Annotated in this window: 17 protein-coding genes; 13 read left to right on the forward strand and 4 right to left on the reverse strand. The window is 71.9% G+C overall.

The features are described from left to right. Positions 1-60: 60 nt before the first annotated feature. The 4 genes from ITX44_RS22180 (at position 61) to ITX44_RS22195 (ending at position 5,614) form a co-directional block, all read left to right on the forward strand. On the forward strand, positions 61-2,979 hold the full coding sequence (locus ITX44_RS22180) for a vitamin B12-dependent ribonucleotide reductase (protein ID WP_205359070.1): 2,919 nt from the start codon (positions 61-63) through the stop codon (positions 2,977-2,979). A gap of 217 nt (positions 2,980-3,196) precedes the next feature. Continuing rightward, the gene (locus ITX44_RS22185) at positions 3,197-3,967 is read left to right on the forward strand and encodes an MBL fold metallo-hydrolase (RefSeq protein ID WP_205359071.1); all 771 of its coding nucleotides are present in this window, start codon (positions 3,197-3,199) and stop codon (positions 3,965-3,967) included. A gap of 85 nt (positions 3,968-4,052) precedes the next feature. Next, the gene (locus tag ITX44_RS22190) at positions 4,053-4,658 is read left to right on the forward strand and encodes a DUF4937 domain-containing protein (RefSeq protein WP_205359247.1); all 606 of its coding nucleotides are present in this window, start codon (positions 4,053-4,055) and stop codon (positions 4,656-4,658) included. Then, on the forward strand, positions 4,646-5,614 hold the full coding sequence (locus ITX44_RS22195; RefSeq protein WP_205359072.1) for a sigma factor-like helix-turn-helix DNA-binding protein: 969 nt from the start codon (positions 4,646-4,648) through the stop codon (positions 5,612-5,614). Before ITX44_RS22190 ends, ITX44_RS22195 begins: the two co-directional genes overlap by 13 nt. On the opposite strand, the gene ITX44_RS22200 is transcribed toward ITX44_RS22195, so the two are convergent. Next, on the reverse strand, positions 5,580-6,281 hold the full coding sequence (locus ITX44_RS22200; protein WP_236061294.1) for a TetR/AcrR family transcriptional regulator: 702 nt from the start codon (positions 6,279-6,281) through the stop codon (positions 5,580-5,582). The genes ITX44_RS22195 and ITX44_RS22200 overlap by 35 nt on opposite strands. A 141-nt stretch (positions 6,282-6,422) precedes the next feature. Between ITX44_RS22200 and ITX44_RS22205 the strand changes: the two genes are divergently transcribed. From ITX44_RS22205 to ITX44_RS22225, 5 genes are all read left to right on the forward strand, one after another. Further along, positions 6,423-7,259: an SDR family NAD(P)-dependent oxidoreductase gene (locus ITX44_RS22205; protein ID WP_307795429.1), complete on the forward strand. Its 837-nt coding sequence runs from the start codon at positions 6,423-6,425 to the stop codon at positions 7,257-7,259. A 79-nt stretch (positions 7,260-7,338) separates the two neighbouring features. Further along, positions 7,339-8,001, forward strand: a complete 663-nt coding sequence (locus ITX44_RS22210; RefSeq protein WP_205359073.1) for a histidine phosphatase family protein — start codon at positions 7,339-7,341, stop codon at positions 7,999-8,001. A 112-nt stretch (positions 8,002-8,113) separates the two neighbouring features. Beyond that, on the forward strand, positions 8,114-9,046 hold the full coding sequence (locus tag ITX44_RS22215; protein ID WP_205359074.1) for an ADP-ribosylglycohydrolase family protein: 933 nt from the start codon (positions 8,114-8,116) through the stop codon (positions 9,044-9,046). Between the two features lie 35 nt (positions 9,047-9,081). Beyond that, positions 9,082-9,792 carry a ribonuclease HII gene (rnhB, locus tag ITX44_RS22220; protein WP_205359075.1) on the forward strand — a complete coding sequence of 237 codons (711 nt, stop codon included), beginning with the start codon at positions 9,082-9,084 and terminating at the stop codon, positions 9,790-9,792. A gap of 54 nt (positions 9,793-9,846) precedes the next feature. Further along, a complete protein-coding gene (locus ITX44_RS22225; protein WP_205359076.1) occupies positions 9,847-10,518 on the forward strand; it encodes a hypothetical protein in 672 nt (223 codons plus the stop codon). A gap of 107 nt (positions 10,519-10,625) precedes the next feature. On the opposite strand, the gene ITX44_RS22230 is transcribed toward ITX44_RS22225, so the two are convergent. Together ITX44_RS22230 and ITX44_RS22235 are read right to left on the reverse strand one after the other, a co-directional pair. Further along, on the reverse strand, positions 10,626-11,213 hold the full coding sequence (locus tag ITX44_RS22230) for a hypothetical protein (RefSeq protein ID WP_205359077.1): 588 nt from the start codon (positions 11,211-11,213) through the stop codon (positions 10,626-10,628). 196 nt (positions 11,214-11,409) lie between these two features. After that, positions 11,410-13,593, reverse strand: a complete 2,184-nt coding sequence (locus tag ITX44_RS22235) for a RecQ family ATP-dependent DNA helicase (RefSeq protein WP_205359078.1) — start codon at positions 13,591-13,593, stop codon at positions 11,410-11,412. 134 nt (positions 13,594-13,727) lie between these two features. Between ITX44_RS22235 and ITX44_RS22240 the strand changes: the two genes are divergently transcribed. Continuing rightward, positions 13,728-14,984 carry a DUF4192 domain-containing protein gene (locus tag ITX44_RS22240; protein ID WP_205359079.1) on the forward strand — a complete coding sequence of 419 codons (1,257 nt, stop codon included), beginning with the start codon at positions 13,728-13,730 and terminating at the stop codon, positions 14,982-14,984. Here the strand turns inward: ITX44_RS22240 and ITX44_RS22245 are convergent. Further along, complete coding sequence (locus ITX44_RS22245; RefSeq protein ID WP_205359080.1) at positions 14,896-16,206, reverse strand: alpha/beta fold hydrolase; 1,311 nt, start codon at positions 16,204-16,206, stop codon at positions 14,896-14,898. The genes ITX44_RS22240 and ITX44_RS22245 overlap by 89 nt on opposite strands. A 253-nt stretch (positions 16,207-16,459) precedes the next feature. On the opposite strand from ITX44_RS22245, the gene ITX44_RS22250 reads away from it, so the two are divergent. From ITX44_RS22250 to ITX44_RS22260, 3 genes are all read left to right on the forward strand, one after another. After that, positions 16,460-17,191 (forward strand): NUDIX hydrolase, encoded by a 732-nt coding sequence (locus ITX44_RS22250; RefSeq protein ID WP_205359081.1) that lies wholly within the window; start codon positions 16,460-16,462, stop codon positions 17,189-17,191. 41 nt (positions 17,192-17,232) lie between these two features. After that, a complete protein-coding gene (locus ITX44_RS22255) occupies positions 17,233-18,996 on the forward strand; it encodes an ABC transporter ATP-binding protein (RefSeq protein ID WP_205359082.1) in 1,764 nt (587 codons plus the stop codon). Positions 18,997-19,100: 104 nt separating this feature from the next. Continuing rightward, positions 19,101-20,009 carry a FadR/GntR family transcriptional regulator gene (locus ITX44_RS22260; RefSeq protein WP_205359083.1) on the forward strand — a complete coding sequence of 303 codons (909 nt, stop codon included), beginning with the start codon at positions 19,101-19,103 and terminating at the stop codon, positions 20,007-20,009. Positions 20,010-20,022 lie beyond the last annotated feature (13 nt).

The following is a 20,022-nucleotide window of genomic DNA, read 5'->3' on the forward strand; positions in this document are numbered from 1 at the left end:
TACCGTGTTGCGGGAAGAACCGCGCACGTCAGGGCGTTATAGCCCTCAGAGGGAGGCGGCATGACAGAGACGACGAGCGGCCCGGCACGCGGTTCCCGCACCAAGGGATCGAAGGCCGGCAAGGGCCTGCGTATCGAGCGCATCCACACCACCCCCGGCGTGCATCCGTACGACGAGGTGGTGTGGGAGCACCGTGACGTCGTCATGACCAACTGGCGCGACGGCTCGATCAACTTCGAGCAGCGCGGCGTCGAGTTCCCCGACTTCTGGTCGGTGAACGCGGTCAACATCGTCACCAGCAAGTACTTCCGCGGCGCGGTGGGCACCCCGCAGCGCGAGAAGAGCCTGAAGCAGCTCATCGACCGGGTGGTGCGAACCTACCGTGCCTCGGGTGAGGAGAACGGCTACTTCGCCTCGCCGGCGGACGCCGAGATCTTCGACCACGAACTGACGTACGCGCTGCTCCACCAGGTCTTCAGCTTCAACTCGCCCGTGTGGTTCAACGTGGGCACCGCCCAGCCGCAGCAGGTGTCGGCCTGCTTCATCCTGTCCGTCGACGACTCCATGGAGTCGATCCTCGACTGGTACAAGGAAGAGGGCATGATCTTCAAGGGCGGCTCCGGTGCCGGCCTGAACCTGTCACGTATCCGTTCCTCCAAGGAACTGCTCTCCTCGGGCGGCAACGCCTCGGGTCCGGTCTCCTTCATGCGCGGCGCGGACGCCTCCGCGGGCACCATCAAGTCCGGCGGCGCGACCCGCAGGGCCGCCAAGATGGTGGTCCTGGACGTGGACCACCCGGACGTCGAGGCGTTCATCGAGACCAAGGTCACGGAGGAGGAGAAGATCCGCGCCCTGCGCGACGCGGGCTTCGACATGGACCTGGGCGGCGACGACATCACCTCCGTCCAGTACCAGAACGCCAACAACTCCGTCCGGGTGAACGACGAGTTCATGAAGGCCGTCGAGTCCGGCTCGTCCTTCGGGCTGCGCGCCCGGATGACCGGCGAGGTCATCGAGGAGGTCGACGCCAAGGCGCTGTTCCGCAGGATGGCCGAGGCCGCCTGGGCCTGCGCCGACCCCGGGATCCAGTACGACAACGCCATCAACCACTGGCACACCTCGCCCGAGACCGGCCGGATCACCGCCTCCAACCCATGCAGCGAGTACATGCACCTGGACAACTCCAGCTGCAACCTCGCCTCCCTGAACCTGCTGAAGTTCCTGCGAAGCGACGACGCGGGTCACCAGTCGTTCGACGTCGAGCGCTTCACCAAGGTCGTCGAGCTGGCCATCACCGCGATGGACATCTCCATCTGCTTCGCCGACTTCCCCACCCAGAAGATCGGCGAGACCACCCGCGCCTTCCGTCAGCTCGGCATCGGTTACGCCAACCTGGGCGCGCTGCTCATGGCGACTGGCCACGCGTACGACTCCGATGGCGGCCGCGCGCTGGCCGGCGCGATCACCTCGCTGATGACCGGCACGTCGTACAAGCGCTCCGCGCAACTGGCCGGGGTCGTCGGGCCGTACGAGGGCTACGCCCGCAACGCCGACGCCCACCAGCGCGTCATGAAGCAGCACTCGGACGCCAACGCGGTGGCCAAGCGGATGGACGACCTGGACACCCCGGTGTGGGCGGCGGCCACCGAGGCGTGGCAGGACGTGCTGCGGATCGGTGAGAAGCACGGCTTCCGCAACGCCCAGGCGTCGCTTCTGGCGCCCACCGGCACCATCGGCCTGATGATGGACTGCGACACCACCGGCGTCGAGCCCGACCTGGCCCTGGTCAAGTTCAAGAAGCTCGTCGGCGGCGGCTCGATGCAGATCGTCAACAACACGGTGCCTACCGCCCTGAAGCGGCTGGGCTACCAGGACGAGCAGATCGAGGCGATCGTCGCCCACATCGCCGAGCACGGCAACGTGATCGACGCGCCCGGACTGAAGCAGTCGCACTACGAGGTCTTCGACTGCGCCATGGGCGAGCGGGCGATCTCGGCCATGGGCCACGTACGGATGATGGCCGCGATCCAGCCCTTCCTGTCCGGCGCCATCTCCAAGACCGTGAACCTGCCGGAGTCGGCCACCGTCGAGGAGGTCGAGCAGGTCTACTACGAGGGCTGGAAGCTCGGCCTGAAGGCGCTGGCCATCTACCGCGACAACTGCAAGGTCGGTCAGCCGCTGTCCGCCAAGAAGAAGGACACGACGGCGCAGGACACCAAGGCCGAGCAGGCCCCGGCTCCGACGCCCGCGCAGGTCGAGAAGGTCGTGGAGTACCGGCCGGTCCGCAAGCGGCTGCCCAAGGGCCGTCCCGGCATCACCACGTCCTTCACCGTCGGCGGCGCCGAGGGCTACATGACGGCCAATTCGTACCCCGACGACGGCCTGGGCGAGGTCTTCCTGAAGATGTCCAAGCAGGGCTCGACCCTCGCGGGCATGATGGACGCCTTCTCCATCGCCGTCTCGGTCGGCCTGCAGTACGGGGTGCCGCTGGAGACGTACGTCTCGAAGTTCACCAACATGCGCTTCGAGCCGGCCGGTCTCACCGACGACCCGGACGTACGCATGGCGCAGTCCATCGTGGACTACATTTTCCGCCGCCTTGCGCTGGACTTCCTGCCGTTCGAGACCCGCTCGGCACTCGGCATCCACTCCGCCGAGGAGCGCCAGCGGCACCTGGACACGGGTTCCTACGACGAACCCGTTGACGAGGTGGACGTCGAGAGCCTCGCGCAGTCCGCACCGCGCGAGATCGAGTCGACGCCGCGCAAGCAGGAATCGTCGCCCGTCGCCGCGGACGACGCGAAGCCCGCGGCGGCCCAGCCCGCGCCCAGGGAGGCGCACAGCTCCACGGAACTGCTGGAGATCCAGCTCGGGCTGAACGCGGACGCACCGCTGTGCTTCTCCTGCGGGACGAAGATGCGGCGGGCCGGCAGCTGCTACGTGTGCGAGGGCTGCGGCTCGACCAGCGGTTGCAGCTGAGCCCACGGGCCCGCTGGGGCGACTGGGCTGACCGGGGCGATGCCGCGTTGACCGGCTGGTCGAGGATGTGAGCGAAGGGGAGCCGTTCGGGTGAACGGCTCCCCTTCCGTGTTCGCCGCACCTGGAGGCGGCGGGGAATAGGTCCGGATGTCCGGCGATTGTGCCGGGGTGCGGAAGACCGGCCGCGAGTGCGGCCGGGCGCGGCAGGGAGAACGCCATGGCAGGTCTCGACATCCGTTACGTGGGCGGTCCGACCTCGGTGCTCGGCATCGGCGGGGTACAACTGCTCGTCGATCCCACCTTCGACGCGCCCGGCGACTATCCGATCGGGAGCCGGGTGCTGACCAAGACCACCGGGCCGGCGGTCGCAAGGGAGGCGATCGGCCCGGTGGACGCGGTGCTGCTCTCCCACGACCAGCACCCGGACAACCTGGACACCTCAGGGCGGGCCCTGCTCGCGGAAGTGCCGCTGGTGCTGTCCACGCGGTCCGCCGAGGAGCGCGTCGGCGGCACCGTGCGCGCGCTGCCCAACTGGGAGCGGGTCGACCTGCCGCGCCCGGACGGCGGGGTGCTGACGGTGACCGGTGTGCCCGCCCAGCACGGTCCGGACGGCAGCGATGACGTCGTCGGGGAGGTGACCGGCTTCGTGCTGTCCGGCGAGGGCCTGCCCACGGTGTACGTCAGTGGCGACAACGCCTCCCTGGACGTCGTGCGCGCGGTGGCCGACCGCCTCGGGCCGTTCGACGTGGCGCTGCTCTTCGCGGGCGCGGCCATGACGCCGTTGGTGCCGGATGCGCCGCTTACCCTCACCAGCCAGGACGCGGCCGAGGCGGCGCGCATACTCGGCGCCCGTGACGTGGTGCCGGTGCACTTCGAGCACTGGGCGCACTTCACGCAGGACGGCGACGCCCTGGAAGTGGCGTTCGCGGCGGCCGGACTGGCCGACCGGCTGCACCGGCTGAAGCCCGGGGGCACGATCACGCTCTGACCGCGTGCGGCGGCCTGTTCCGGAGCGGCACGACGCGACGGCGGAGCGTGGCGGTCGGCAGGTTCGACACCACTACGATGGCGCGGTGTTGGTGAAGTGGATACGCTGCGGCGTAGTCGACCGGCCCGGTTTCGACCGGGGTCAGCGCGGGTGGGCGGCGCTCAGGAACCAGCCGGGTTTCCGCGGCCAGGGCGGCGGCTGGAGCAGGGCCCAGCCGGGCGTGGTGCACCTCTTCACCTTCTGGGACGGCAGACCCTCGCACGACGCCTTCGCCGCCGGTCCCCAGGAAGGCCTGGCGGCGGCACAGCGGGGCACGTTCGAGATGCTCACGGAACACCTCTTCGAGCGCAGGCTCGACGTGAAAGTGGGCTTCGAGCCGCGCTTCGACGACATCGACCTGGTGCGGGTCGCGCTGTGCAAAGTGCGGCCCGACCGCACCGACCACTTCACTTCGATGCAGGAGCGGGTGTGGAATCCCGCCATGGCCGGTTCGCCCGGAATGCTGCGCGGCGTCTTCGGCCAGGGTGCCGGGAGCGATTTCCTGGTGCTGTCCATGTGGGATTCGGCGACGGAGCACGGCAAGTACCGCGAGGGCGCGGTCTCGCGGCTGTCCGAACGTGCGGAGCTGGATGCGGACGTGCTCTCCGTGGCAGGCGACGTGGTGGATGTGGTGCAGGCGTGGACGGTCTGAGGAACGAGGAGACGGGCAGGCAGGACGGAGCCGGCACGGCGACCGGCAGGCCCGACCCCGCGGTGCCGCCGCTCGCCGGTTTCGCGGATGACCCGCACCTGGTGCGGCTGTTCGGCGCGGTGTACCGGATGCTCGGCTCGGCCCAGGAGGCGGAGCAGATCGTACGCGAGGCCCGGCCCGGCGCCGCTGACGCGGACGCGGAGGCGTACGACCGGCTCGTCCATCAGGTCTTCGGCGTGGTCGTACGGCGGGCAGAGGCGGCGGTGCGGGGCCGGCGGGAGGCCGCTGCCGGGACCTGGCTGCCCGAGCCGGTGCTGACCGCGGGCGGAATCCTCGGTCCGTTGCCCAGCGCCGAGGCACGGGAGTCGGTCTCCATGGCCCGGCTTGTCCTGCTGGAACGCCTCCAGCCGACGGAACGCGCGGCCTATGTGCTGCGGGAGGTCTTCGGCTACGGCCCCGCGGACATCGCCGGGGTGCTGGGCCTGGCCGAGGCGCGCTGCGGGTCGCTGTTGCGACGGGCACGGCAGCGGGTGCGGGAGAGCGAGAGCGTGTTCCGGTCCGGGGTGAGCGAGCAGCAGCGGCGCCGGATCGTCGACGAACTGCTGCGAGCCGTGCTGGCGGAGGAACGGGCGGCGCTGGAGGAACTGCTCACCGACGACGTGGTGGCCTGGACGGACGGCGGCTGGCAGCCCGAAATCCTGCGGCGGCCGGTGCTGGGCGCGGTGAAGGTCAGCCGTTTCCTGGCGGGGCTGCTGGCGCGGGCCCCGGAAGGCACCGGGGGGACCATTGCCGAGGTCAACGGGGGCTTGGGGGTGGTGGGGGTGGTCGGCGACCGGATCGTGGGCGTCCTGTCACCGGAGTTCGGCGAGCGGGGGCTGGTCGGGATCCGTACGGTGGCGGTGCCGGCGAGACTGGCGTACTTCAGCCGGCAGTGGGCGGCCCGGGCGGAGGACTGATCGCTTCCGCGGCGGGACCGCTGGCCTCCGCCGAGCCGGTGACCTCGCCGGGCGGGGAAAGGCGCGGCGCACCGGACGGACCGGCGCCGAGGAGGGTGGCCAGTGCCCGGGTGATCCGGGCGGCGAGTTCGCTGTCCACCGGGGCGTGATGGCTGATCAGGCGATACCACATCGTGCCGAAAGCGAAGTCGACCGCGAGGTCGAGCGGGACGGTCGCCGTCAGCTCGCCGCGCTCCACCCCACGGGCGAGCACGGCCCGCAGCGCCTGCCTGCGGGGGCCGATGACCATGGCCTGCAGGCGGTGCGACAGCTCGGGGTCGTGCTGGGCGTCGGCCATCAGACCGGTCAGGGCCTTGCCGGTGAGACTGCTGGCGAGGTCGAAGGTGGCGGCGAGCAGGGTGAGGACGTCGGCCAGGGTGTCGCCGGTGTCCGGGTCGAGTTCCTCCGCCCGCAGCAGCCGCAGGTCCCGCAGCGCGTCGATGAGGACGTCCTGCTTGGCCGGCCACCAGCGGTACACCGTCTGGCGGCCCACCCCCGCGGTCTCGGCGATCGCTTTCATCGTCAGGGCCTGGTAACCCCCGCTCTGGCACAGCTGGAGCGCGGCGTCGAGCACCGCACGCCGGGCGGTTTCGCTGCGCGGCCTCCCTCGCACGGGTGTCGTCTCCATGAAGCCACTTTACAAGACATGGTGCCTCGAATATGTTTTACGAGTCAGCATGCCTCGTAAACGGAGCGGCATCATGTCGGCTGTGAAACAACGGGACTACCTTCCCGTCGACGGTGGGTCGCGGCTGCGGCCGGTGACCCGGTGACCGGCACGGGGTCCGAGGGCCGGACCGTACTGATCACCGGATCCACCGACGGGATGGGTCGGTGGCTGGCGCTGCGGGTCGCCGAGAGCGGTGCCCGGGTGCTGATCCACGGTCGCAGCGCCGACCGGGCCGAGCAGGTCCGCCGGGAGATCCATGAGGCCACCGGGGAGGACCGGGCCGAGATCCTGCTCGCGGACTTCGCCGACCTGCGGGAGGTCGACCGGTTCGCCGACGAGGTGGCGGCCCGCACGGCACGCCTCGACGTCCTGGTCAACAACGCCGGTATCGGTGCGACCTCACCGGGCGGCCGACGCGAGATCGACGAGCTGGGTGTCGAGCGTCGCTTCGCGGTGAACTACCTGTCCGGCTATCGCCTCACGCGCCGACTGCTGCCCCTGCTCACCGCGTCCGCGCCGTCCCGGATAGTCAACGTCTCCTCAGCAGGCCAGCGAGCCCTGGACTTCGCCGACCCGATGATGGAGCTGGGATACGACGGCATGCGCGCCTACACCCAGAGCAAGCTCGCCCAGATCATGTTCACCTTCGACCTCGCCGAGGAACTGCGGGACAGCGGCGTCGCCGTCAACGCCCTGCATCCGGCGACCTTCATGGACACGACCATGGTCAGGGAGGGCGGGATCAGCCCCTGGAGCACGGTGGAGGAGGGCGGGAACGCGACGCTGCGCCTCATCGACGCCGCCGATGTCGGGACCGGCCGTTACTTCAACGGGACCGCCCAGGCGCACGCCGACCCGCAGGCATACGACCCGGAGGCTCGGCGTCGGCTGCGGGAGCTGTCGGAGAAGCTCCTGATACAGGCCGGTGTCGCCTGACCCGGGAGCGGTGCCGCGGCCGGCGCAGACCGCGGGACGGGCGAGCCGGGTCCGCGAGGGCGCAATAGGCTTGGCGGTCATGGGACGTCCGAAACGCATTGTGCTCATCCGCCACGGTGAGTCCCAGGGCAACGAGGACGACACCATTTATGAACGGGTGCCCGATCACGCCCTGGAACTCACCGCCGACGGTGTGCGACAGGCCACTGCGGCGGGGGAACGGCTCCGCGAGGTCTTCGGCCAGGAACGGGTGCAGGCGTTCGTCTCGCCGTACCGGCGCACCTGGCAGACGTACCGGACGCTGCGCCTGGACCCCCGCCTCGTCCAGGCGAGGGAGGAGCCCCGGCTGCGCGAGCAGGACTGGGGCAACTGGCAGGACGTCGAGGACATCCAGCGGCAGCGCAAGGCCCGCGACGCATACGGTCACTTCTTCTACCGGTTCGCCATGGGGGAGAGCGGTGCGGATGTCCACGACCGGGTCGGGTCCTTCCTGGAGACGCTCTACCGGGCCTTCGAGAAGCCGGACTTCCCGCCCAACGTGCTGTTGGTCACGCACGGGCTGACGATGCGGCTGTTCTGCATGCGGTGGTTCCACTGGACGGTCGAGGAATTCGAGACGCTGTCGAACCCCGCCAACGGAGAGACCCGGATGCTGCTGATGGACCCGGACGGGCACTACACCCTGGACCGCCCGTTCGAACGCTGGGGGACGCCGGGACCGCCCGGCGGCGGGTACTGCTGAGCGACGGGACGACCCGTCGGCGTTCTGCCCGGGTGCGGTGTCCGGCGGCCGGTGGTGGTTCCGGACCGGAGGATTGACCCGGAACAGGCCCGATGTCAGAGTTCTCGGCGCCATGACCGCTCACGCCACCGACGCCGACCGTTTGGCCCGTGCCCTCTCCAGCCTCCGCGGCCTCGCCGTGGGGGACGCCCTCGGGTCCCAGTTCTTCGTACCCGACAACCTGGCCGCACTGCACAACGGCGAACTGCCGCCGGGCCTGTGGCAGTGGACCGACGACACGGAGATGGCCTGCTCGGTGGTGTCGGTCCTGGTCCGCTGCGGACGGATCGACCAGGACGCCCTCGCGCAGTCCTTCGCCCAGCACAACGACTTCGACCGCGGCTACGGCCCCGCGGTGGGCCGTATGCTGCGGCTGGTCCGGCAGGAGGGTGCGGACTGGCGGGAGCTGGCCGCGGGCCTGTTCAACGGGCAGGGATCGTGGGGCAACGGCGCCGCGATGCGGGTGGCGCCGCTGGGCGCCTGGTACGGCGGCGACCCCGTACAGGCCGCCCACCAGGCGGAGATCTCGGCGTACACCACCCACCAGCACCGGGAAGCCGTAGCAGGTGCCATGGCGGTCGCGGCCGCCGCGGCGCTCGTCGCCGATCCGGCGCAGCCCGCGCCGGCCCCCGAGGCACTGCTCGGCGCGGTGATCGAACTTCTGCCGCGCAGCGCGGTCACGGCCGGTCTCCGGCGGGCCCAGGACATGCTCGACTACGACGACGTGGCCACGGTCGCGGCCGTACTCGGCTGCGGGCGGCGGACCAGTGCGCACGACACCGTGCCCTTCACGCTCTGGGCCGCGGCCCGCAGTCAGGGCGACTACGAGCGGGCGTTCTGGACGACGGCGCGGGCCGGCGGGGACGTGGACACCACGTGCGCCATCGTCGGGGGGATCGTCGCGTCCCGCCCCGGCGGCGAGCCACCGCGGACCTGGGCCGAACGGACCGAAGCCCTTCCCGAATGGGCCGTTCCGACCGCAACCCGCAACGCCGACCCCTTGTGAGGCGACGATCACCGGAAGGTAGGCTGAGTACTGCCATGCCCTACCAACCACCCACCCACACCGTCGAGCGCTCGATGCGCGCCACCCTCGGGGTGCGGACCGTCGCCGGAGTGGACGAGGTGGGCCGCGGCGCCTGGGCCGGACCGGTCACCGTGTGCGCCGCGATAACCGGGCTGCGTCGGCCGCCGGAAGGCCTGACCGACTCCAAGCTGCTCACCCGCCAGCGCCGGACCCAAATCGCCGCGGTTCTCACCGATTGGGTCACCTGCTACGCGCTCGGCCACTCCTCTCCCGAGGAGATCGACGAGTTCGGGATGACGGCCGCTCTGCGGATGGCGGCCGGACGGGCCCTGGAAGCGCTGCCGGTGCGGCCCGACGCGGTGATCCTCGACGGCAAGCACAACTACCTGGGCGACGCCTGGACGGTCCGCACGGTGATCAAGGGTGACCAGTCGTGCGTCGCGGTCGCCGCCGCTTCGGTGATCGCCAAGGTGCGGCGCGATGCGGCGATGGCCGAACTCGGGCTGGAATACTCGTCGTTCGCATTCGCGGACAACGCCGGATATCCGTCGCCCGTTCACCGTGCGGCCCTTGAGGAGTTGGGGCCGACCGTGCATCATCGTTTGTCCTGGTCGTACTTGGACGCGATGCCGCGGTGGCAGCATCTGAAGAAGGTTCGCGCAGGCGTCGACACGGGTGAACCCGTCAGCGCCGATGCGGGGGAACAACTCGGTTTCGATTTCTGATTCAGCCCCCACCCCCCGCTGCGCATTCACCGCGCATTTGATAGACATCGACTCATGCCTCTCACCCCCGAGGAGCCTCAGATTCACGAGAGTGTCCCGGGTCCCCGCACCGCACCGGCCAGCGGCCGGAGTGCGTCGGCCCCACGCCCTGTCCCCGGGCCGCCGCGGCCCGCAGCGCCGCGTCCCGCGCCGCCGAGGGATTCCGCCACTGGAGCCGGATCGCGCCGTCCCGGCCCTGCCCGGCCGGCCGGCAACACCGCCGTCCCTGCCAACCCGGTGACCCCGGCGGCAGCGGCGGAGCGTACCGACGTCCCCAAGCAGCGCGATGCCGACACCGGTGCGGCCCAGATCCAGCTCATCCCGGCTCCGACGGCCGGGGCGGTGGACGCCGCCGACGAGACGGTCGACCTGCTGCTGGACACCGGCCGTGCGCCGGGCGAGATCCTCGTCCTCACCACCGGCGACCCGCACCCGTGGGCCGCGCACGAACTGTCCTTCGGCGAAGCGTCCTACTGGGCGCAGCACGACGCCGCGGACGACGTCTTCTACGCCGACATCTCCGCCGCCCGCGCCAGTGGCCGCCCGGTGGTGGTCGTGGCGCTCAACGGCGGCGATGACGAAACGTTGCCTCGGGCACTGAGCGGCGCGCTCGCCCGGGCCGGCGTGCTGCTGATCGTGTGCGGTGACCCGGCAAGGATCAACGGGTTGTTGGGCGCCAGCGCCTGACCGCGGCCGCCTGACGATCGGGCCCGGAGCCCGGCTCCAGGCCGGTCGTACGGCGTCGGCCGCACGGGTCGTACGAGCGGGCGCTGCCGCGTCGGCCGGGAGGGACGTCAGCGGGCCGCGGCCCGGCGTATCGGCCGGGCCGTTCCGGTCAGCGCCGTCGCGTCGCCGCCCGTTCGGCGGGACCACGAGCGGGAGTTCGGCGTCCTGCCGGAACGGTTCTCCCCGATGATGTTCCACCCGTCCTCGGCCAGCGTCACGTAGGAGCCGCAGCGCAGCCCGTGCAGTACGCACGCGTCGCGCAGCCCCCACATCCAGGCTCCGTCCTCCTCGGCCCACTCCGAACGGCCGTTGCGGCACACGAGCAGGACGGCGGTCCGGACCGGTTGGCGCAGCCGCAGGTCGTGCGGGATGACCCGGCGCAGATGGGAGAGCACGGCGTTGCGCCGTTCCCAGCCGTCCAGCACGCCGGTGCGGCTGCGGAAGGAGGCGCTGGCCCGGATCCGGCCGTCCGGGTCGTACACCGCCACGATCGCGGTGGACGGTGAGGGCAGGTGGCGCGCGTGCAGATCCTTGATGACGTCACGCGGGTTGGCCAGCAACGGCACTCCGACGCCCGCCCATTCGGCGGGCTCCAGATTGCGTGTCGCGCGGGAGGAAGTGGCGGAGGACGTCTCCGGAACGAAGCCGATGGTCACGGGCCTCCCTTCCCGGATGCACCCGTAGACCGGGTGCGGGCACACGCCGGTCTGAAGGCTCCGAGAGCCGATCGGGGATCCGACCTCAATTCTTCCTCCCGTATTGCCCTGCGGCAACGGGCAAATGCCTCGCCCGACCGGTATGGACCTGTCCGCCGCATAGATCCCTTCCGGTTGTGGTCCGCAAGTTGCCGGATCAGCCCTGCACCGCCAGGACCACCGGGAACACCGCGCTCGCCCCGGCCCGCAGCAGCAGCCGCGCCACGACCGCCAGGGTCCAGCCGGTGTCCGCGAAGTCGTCCACCAGCAGGACGGGGCCCGGTGTTTCCTTGAGCGCGAAGCTCACGTCCTCCGGCACGGTGAACGCGTCGTGCAGGGCCCGTACCCGCTGGGCGCTGTTGGTCCGCGGCATCGCTCCGGGATCGCCGTCGCCGCTGTACTCCACGGTGCCCAGCAGGGGCATCCGGCCGATCGCGGAGATGCGCGAGGCGAGCGACTCGACGAGCACGGCGTGCCGGCGGGACGCGATGCGCAGCACACCGACCGGCCGCTCGGGAGCGTCGGGCCGTCCGCTCGCCCAGCCGCCGGGGCCCTTGGCCCAGTCGGCGAGCACCTGCACCACGGCGTCGACCGCGTCCGGCGGCACCGGCTGGTCGGGGGCGCCGTCGGCGAACAGCGGGCGCAGGCGGTTGCCCCAGCCGATGTCGGAGAGCCGTCCCAATGCCCGGCCGGGCCGGGTCTGTTCGCCTGCCGGGATGCGGCCCTTGAGCGGCACCCCGATCGCTTCCAGCCCCGTCGGCCACATCTTTCGCGGTTCCAGCTCCACGCCGGGGCGGCCGAGGGCGGCCCGGGCCGCTTCCAGCGCCGCCGAGGAGACCTCCGCAGTGAAACGCGCGCCCGTGCAGTTGTCGCACCGGCCGCACGGCCCGGCCTCCTCGTCGTCCAACTGGCGGCGCAGGAACTCCATCCGGCAGTCGGTCGTCGTGGCGTACTCCCGCATGGCCTGCTCCTCAGCTCTGCGCTGGGCGGCCACCCGCTCGTACCGCTCGGTCTCGTACGTCCATGGCTGTCCGGTCGACGTCCAGCCGCCGCGCACCCGGCGCACCGCGCCGTCCACGTCGAGCACCTTGAGCATGGTCTCCAGCCGGGAGCGGCGCAGTTCGACGCGCGCCTCCAGTGCCGGAAGGGACAGCGGCTGCTCGGCCTGCCCGAGCACGTCGAGGGTCCGGCGCACCTGCGGCTCGGCGGGGAATGCCAGCGAGGCGAAGTAGCGCCAGATCGCACCGTCCTCGGGGCCGGGCAGCAGCAGGACGTCGGCGTGGTCGACACCGCGGCCGGCGCGGCCGACCTGCTGGTAGTAGGCGATGGGGGAGGACGGGGAGCCGACGTGCACCACGAAGCCCAGATCGGGCTTGTCGAAACCCATGCCGAGTGCCGAGGTGGCCACGAGGGCCTTGACCCGGTTGGCGAGCAGGTCGGCCTCCGCGGCCTGGCGGTCGGCGTTCTCCGTCCGGCCCGAGTACGAGGCCACTGCGTATCCGCGCTGCCGCAGGAACGCGGTGATCTCCTCGGCGGCGGCCACCGTCAGGGTGTAGACGATGCCGGAACCCGGCAGGCTGTCGAGGTGGTCGGCGAGCCAGGCCAGCCGGTGGGCGGCATCGGGCAGGCGCAGCACGGCCAGGGACAGGCTCTCCCGGTCCAGCGGCCCGCGCAGTACGAGGGCTCCGTCCTCGTCACCGGTCTGCGGGCTGCCGGTGCCCAGCTGTTCCGCGACGTCCGCGGTCACGCGGGCGTTGGCGGTCGCGGTCGTGGCCAGGACGGGCACGCCCGGCCGGAGACCGGCGAGCAGGGTGCGCAACCGCCGGTAGTCCGGGCGGAAGTCGTGGCCCCAGTCCGAGATGCAGTGCGCCTCGTCGACGACGAGCAGGCCGGTCGTCGCGGCGAGCCCGGGCAGGACCTGGTCCCGGAAGTCCGGGTTGTTGAGCCGCTCGGGGCTGACCAGCAGGACGTCCACCTCGCCGGCGGCGACCTCGGTCTGGATGCCGTCCCACTCCTCCGGGTTGGCCGAGTTGATCGTTCGGGCCCGGATGCCCGCCCGCGCCGCGGCTTCCACCTGATTGCGCATCAGCGCCAGCAGCGGAGAGACGATCACGGTGGGGCCGCTGCCGCGCTCGCGCAGCAGCGCCGTCGCGACGAAGTAGACGGCGGACTTTCCCCACCCGGTGCGCTGCACCACCAGCGTTCTGCGGCCGTGCGCGACGAGTGCCTCGACGGCACGCCACTGGTCCTCGCGCAGGCGTGCGGCGCCGGGTTCAGCCCCGACGAGTCGGCTCAGTACGGTGTCGGCTGCCTCGCGCAGCGCGCTGGTGGTCTCAGGCATGACTCCATGCAACCCGATCGCACCGACACTTCGCCAATCCCGCTCGGTGACCTGTGGATAACTCCCCGCGAAAGTTATCCACAGCTTTTTGGGGGGTCTGGTGCGAATCACGTGCGATGCGTCATCGTCGAGACATGACTCAGAGCAACGAATCCAATCACGGACAGTCATCGGCGAGTGCGGCCGACTTCGCCGGGGCCGCCGATGTCAAGGTGACCCTGCGCGGCCCGGGCGAACTCGCGGACGCCCTGCCGTACCTGATGGGCTTCCATCCCAACGACAGCGTGGTCATGGTCGCGCTGCACGGTGAGTACGGCCGGTTCGGCGGGAGGCTGCGGGTCGGCCTGCCGCAGGACGCCGAGGAATGGCCGGAGCTCGCGGCGCAGCTCGCGGACTGCCTGGTCAGGAACAGCATGCGCCGCGGTTTGCGGCCCGACGCGGTCGTCGTCTTCCTCTGCCAGGATCCGTGCGAGGGTGAGCGCTCGTCCGCGGTGATGGAACGCCTGCGGCCGCTGGCCCAGTTCCTGCGGGTGGCCTGCGGCGATCTCGAGGTGCCGGTCGTCGAGGCGCTGTGCGTGTCGGCCGGCCGATGGTGGTCGTACTGCAGCCCGGGTGCGGTCGTGCCGGGTGAGGGCACGCCGCTCCCGCCGCCCGGCAGCACCACCATGGCCGCCACTGCCGCGTACGCCGGGCTGCCCGCGCCGACTTCGCAGCGGGACATCGAGTCGCGGCTGCGGCCGCCGCAGTCACGCAACCGGGAACACGAGATCGCCCTCGACATCGCCTGCGCGGAACTGCTCCCGCGCATGCTGGCCGACCGGGAGGGCGAGCGGATCAGGGGCCGCACCGTGGCCCTGGCCCGCGCGGCGCTGGAGAAGTTCCGCTCCGCGCTCCCGATCGGTGACCCCGTGCGCGGTGACCGGCGCGATGACAAGCTGCTGCGGGACGACGAGGCGGCAGCGATCATCCTGGGCCTGCAGGACAAGCAGGCCCGGGACCGGGTGGCCGAGTGGATGGAACCCGGCCAGGCCGACGCGGCCCTGCGGCTGTGGCGGGCACTGGCGCGCCGCTGCCCCGGACCGTACGGCGAGCATGCCGCCGCACCGCTGAGCCTGGCCGGCTGGGTCGCCTGGTCCTCCGGCGACGAGGCCGAGGCCCGGGTGGCATTGGCCATGGCACTCGACCTCGAACCGGACTACGGCTTCGCCCGGTTGCTGCACACCTCCGTCAACGAGGGCCTGGACCCGGAACTGCTGCGCCGCAGCCTCCGGCACGACCGGCGCAGGCGGGTGACCGCCGCCGCTAAAGGTCGCCGCGGGCCAGACGGACCAGCCGGTCGAGGACCCGGCCGTCACTCACCCGGAGACCGTCGTGTTCGTACTCGTCGGTGACCCAGGTCCGCAAGCCCCGGATCGCGCGGGCGGTGGCCAGCGAATGCGCCGTGTCGACGTACATGTCGTCGTGGTAAACGGCCGCCGCCACCGGCACCTCGTTGTCCGCAAGGCGCCGCGGGTCGTACAGGTCCGGCCACTGCTCGCGCTGGGCCAGCAACTCCGCCGCCTCGCGCAGCGGCGCCAGCGCCGGGTCGGTGGTGAACATCCAGGGGTGGATCGTCTCGCCGGTGAAGAGCACCGGGCTGTCGCCGGCCAGTGCCGCACCGGCGTTGAACTGCGGGAACTCGGCGCGGATACGGTCGGCCGCCCACCCGGTCGGGCCGCTGTCGACCGAACGCTGCCCGTAGATCGGCTCGTGCAGCACTGCGAACAGCGGATTGGCCACGAAGGACAGGCGTGTCGCCGCCTGCGAGAGGAAGGAGTCGGACAACTCGATGCCGGTCGAGGTGGGGACGAGGGCGTCCTCGATCAGGTAGTGGAGAGCGTGGGAGCTGGTGGCGAACCCCAGCATGAGGCCGAGGGCCTGGAACGCCTCCGGGGTGAGCCGGCCGCCGTTCGGCAGGAACACCTCGTGGTCGTGCAGGTGGCGCACGATGCTGCGCACCGCCTCGACGTCTTCGGGGTAGCGGGCATAGTGCCCGGCGTTCTTCCGCTCCATCCGCGGATAGGCGGCCCGGTAGACGTCGTCGGCGGTGACGCGCAGCCCCGGGAGACCGCCGGTGATGAAGACCTCGCGCAGCCCCTCGGGCGCGAAGGAGAGGTAGGTGACCGCGCAGAAGCCGCCGAAGCTCTGACCGAGCACCGACCAGCGCCCGTCCTCGCCGAGCAACTCGCGGCGCACGCTCTCGCAGTCCCGCACGATCGAGTCGGCCCGGAAGTGCGACAGATACTCCGCCTGGGCGGCCGCGTCGCCCCGGGCCGGCAGGGTCTGCCGGGTGGCGGGGGTGGAGCGTCCGGTCCCGCGTTGGTCGAGCAGCAGCACCCGGTAGTCGTCCAGAGCGCGGACGAGCCAGCCGTCACGCCCCAGCGGGCGCGGGGACCGGCCGCCGGGCCCGCCTTCGAGGTACAGCAGCCAGGGCAGCCGGTCGCGCTCCCGGCCCGCCGCCACGACCTCGCGGGCGTAGAGCTCGATCCGTTCCCCCTCGGGTCGGGAGTGGTCGAGGGGGACGACGAAGGTGCGGTCGGTGATCACGGTGCCGGGCTGACGGTGGACGGTCATGGGTGTGTCTCCGGTGGAGCGGGCGGGTGTGCGGAGCGGCGGCTCCCGACCAGGAACGCTAGACCCGCGCTGACCAGGGGCCGTGAGCGGGCCGGGCGCCGCGTGCCGTGCGGGCGGGCGGAGCGCCGGCCGGGTCGGGGAGGCCCGAGGGGTCCGCCGGTCGGGTGGCGGTCGGCGTGAATGGGCGGCGACCTGATCGCGAAGAGGTGGTGATCGGGCTGATTATCGTCAGGCAGACGACTAAGATCGCGGCATGTCGCCCTACGACCCGTCGGCCTTCCCGCCCTTTGCTGTCACCGTCGACCTGGTCGTGCTCACCGTGCGACAGCATGCGCTCTGCGCGCTGGCGGTCCGCCGCGGCGAACCGCCCTTCCAGGGACGGTGGGCGCTGCCCGGGGGATTCGTGCGCAGCGACGAGGATCTTTCCCAGGCCGCCGCGCGTGAGCTCGCCGAGGAGACGGGGCTGCGGGCGCAGAACGGAGCCCATCTGGAGCAGCTCGCCACCTACGGCGACCCGCAGCGCGACCCGCGGATGCGCGTGGTCAGCGTCGCCCACCTCGTGCTCGCCCCGGACCTGCCGGCACCGACGGCGGGCGGGGACGCCAGGGGCGCCCGGTGGGCGCCGGTCGAGACCCTGCTCGGCGAGGGAGGCAAGGAACCCGGGGAGTCGGCGTCGCTCGCCTTCGACCACGACCGGATTCTGGCCGACGGGGTGGAGCGCGCCCGGTCGAAGATCGAGTACTCGTCGCTGGCCACGGCGTTCTGCCCGCCCGAGTTCACCGTGGGCGAGCTGCGCCGGGTCTACGAGGCGGTGTGGGGCGTGGCGCTGGACCCGCGCAACTTCCACCGGAAGGTGACGGGGACGGTCGGCTTCCTGGTGCCGACCGGCGGGACGACGACACGTCAGGGCGGGCGACCGGCGCAGTTGTTCCGGGCGGGCGGTGCCACGCTGCTCAATCCGCCGATGCTGCGACCCGAGGTCTGACACTAGGGCATTTTGTCTGATTTACGGGTTATGGTACTGGCGTGATCCAGGCCATCGGATTGACCAGTGCGTCCCGGCGCAAGGCCCGGCCCGTCGTCGCCGATCTGACCTTCGACGTGCGTGCCGGCGAGGTCACCGGGCTGGTCGGCCCCGCGGGGGCGGGCAAGTCCACCGCGATGCGCCTGCTGCTCGGTACCGAACCCGGCCGTGGCGCCACACTCGTCGACGGCCGTCCGTTGCCGGAGCTGCCGCACCCCGCGCGGGAGATCGGCGTCCTGGTCGGCGAGGTCCGGGGCCACCCGGACCGCACGGGCCGCGGCCACCTGCGGATGCTCTGCGCCGCATTCGGCCTGCCCCCGGCCCGCGCCGACGACGTGCTGGTCCAGGTCGGCCTGGAAGCGGTCGCCCACGAGCGGATCGGCACGTATTCGCTCGGCATGGACCGCCGGTTCGGGATCGCCGTCGCCCTGCTGCCCGAACCCCGGGCACTGGTCCTGGACGACCCCGCCCGAGGGCTGCCGCCGCGGGAGGCCGCCTGGGTGCACGACCTGGTCCGCCGCCATGCCGCCGCGGGCGGGGCGGTACTGATCAGCGGGCGCGACCCGCGTGCGCTGGCGCGTACCGCGGACCGGATGATCGCGCTGGACCGGGGCCGCATGGTCACCGACGAGCCGGCCGAGGACTTCGCCCGTACCCGGCTGCGCTCGTACGTGGCCGTACGGTCGCCGTACGCACAGCGGCTCGGCGAACTGCTCAGCGACGGGGGAACGGAGGTGGTCGCCGCCGGCGGGGGCCGGATCGCGGTGTTCGGGTCGACCACGGCGGCGGTGGGCGAGGCCGCCCACCGCAACGGCATCGTGCTGCACCAACTCGCCGAGGAGACCGCGCCGGCCGCCATGCCCGCGGGGACGGCGGAGAACGAGGCGCCACGCCGCCCGCGCGCCCGACCGCGTGGTGTGCCGCGCCGTACTCCGCGCCGAGCCGGCCCCGCGCGCCCGCTGACCTACGAACTGCGGCGCGGGTTCGGCCTGCGCACGCCGTGGCCGATCGTCGCGCTCGCCCTGGCCGGTTCCGTCCTGGCCACGCTGGCGATGGTCAAGCTCGGCGGCACCCCGCTGTCGCCGGTGCGGCTGGCGGGCGGCTGGTGGGACGAACTCCCGTTGCCGGCCGCCGCGATCGGGGCGGGTGCGCTGGGCGCGCTCAGCTACGGGCAGGAGTACCGCTACCCCGCGCTGACGCCGGGGCTCGGCCCCGACCCGCGCAGCCCGCGCCTGCTGGTGGCCAAACTCGCGGTCGCCTGCGCGGTCGCGCTGGCGCTCGCGGCCGCCTCCGCCGCGGCGGACATCGCGGTGCTGCACGCGGTACTCGGCTTGGCCCCCGACCTGTTGGCCACTCCAGGCACCCTGGCCGTGTGGGCGACGCTGTGCGTCGGATGCGCCTGTGCGGGGGTGCTGGCGGGGGCGGTCTTCCGTACCACCGCCCTCGGCGTGGCATCCGTACTCGCCGTACCCGTCGTGGTCGCGCCCGCCGTGCACGCTTTGATCGGTGGCAGTCAGGCCGGGGAACTGCTGGACGCCGGTGGCGCGTTGTGGTCGGTCGTGAGCGGAGTGTCGCAGGACGGCACGGGCACGGTGTCCGGGGCGCTGCGGTCGACCGGCCAACCGTTCTTCCTCGCGCTGGGGTTGTCCCTGGCGGCGCTCGCCGGGGCGTACGCGACCGGCGCGTTGCTGGGCCGCCGGCGCGTGCGCCGGTCAACTGCCCTGCCCACAGGCGCCGCTGCGCCCCTCACCAGCGAGAAGGGGTGACGCTCCGGGGCAACCGTCAATTATGAGGTGATGAGCGCTCACCCTTTCGTGTGCTTTTCAGCAAAGCCCTCAAGGCTCGCTGCGGCATCGCCGACAAAGGATGCGTGAGTACCCTTGCGCATTCCATGATGACCGCGGCTCGCTCCGCCGACTCCGGCATCGCCGGTCCGGGCGAGCTGGACCGCTATTCGTACGCCGAAGCCCCCGGCGCCGACCGACCCGGACTCCCGTCCTGGGAAGGCGTGGAACCGGACATGAGCCGGGTGGGCCGCCGGGCGAGCGGCAGCCGGGGCCGGGGACTGCACGGCCAACTCGTCCAGCAACTCGGACAGATGATCGTCTCCGGCGATCTCGGCGCCGACCGCCCGCTGGTCCCGGAGGAGATCGGCCAGCGCTTCGAGGTGTCCCGCACCGTGGTGCGCGAGTCGCTGCGCGTGCTGGAGGCCAAGGGACTGGTCAGCGCCAGGCCCAACGTCGGCACCCGGGTGCGCCCGGTCAGCGACTGGAACCTGCTCGACCCCGACATCATCGAGTGGCGCGCCTTCGGGCCGCAGCGCGACGACCAGCGCCGCGAGCTGCTCGAACTGCGCTGGACCATCGAACCACTCGCCGCCCGGCTCGCCGCCGGCCATGGCCGCGAGGACGTCCAGCAGCGCCTGGCCGACATGGCCGAGATCATGGCCCACGCCGCCGCCCAGGGCGACGCCCTCACCTTCACCCGCGCCGACGTCGAGTTCCACACCCTGCTGCTGCAGATCGCCGGCAACAAGATGCTGGAGCACCTGTCCGGCATCGTCTCCTCCGCGCTGCACGTCTCCGGTGGCTCCGTCACCGGCTGCGAGCGTCCCGGCGACACCTCCGTCGGCCTGCACCAGCGCATCGTCGAGGCGCTTGCCGAGGGCGACGGCGGCACCGCCGAGGCCGCGATGCGCGAGCTGCTGGCCGTACCCGCCGAGCAGCCGGCCGCCGGCAACGGCGACAGCCACGTCGTACCCGCCCCACGCGAGCACTGAGTGCGACTTCGCC

Source organism: Actinacidiphila acididurans (assembly GCF_016918855.1).
Lineage (GTDB): Bacteria > Actinomycetota > Actinomycetes > Streptomycetales > Streptomycetaceae > Actinacidiphila > Actinacidiphila acididurans.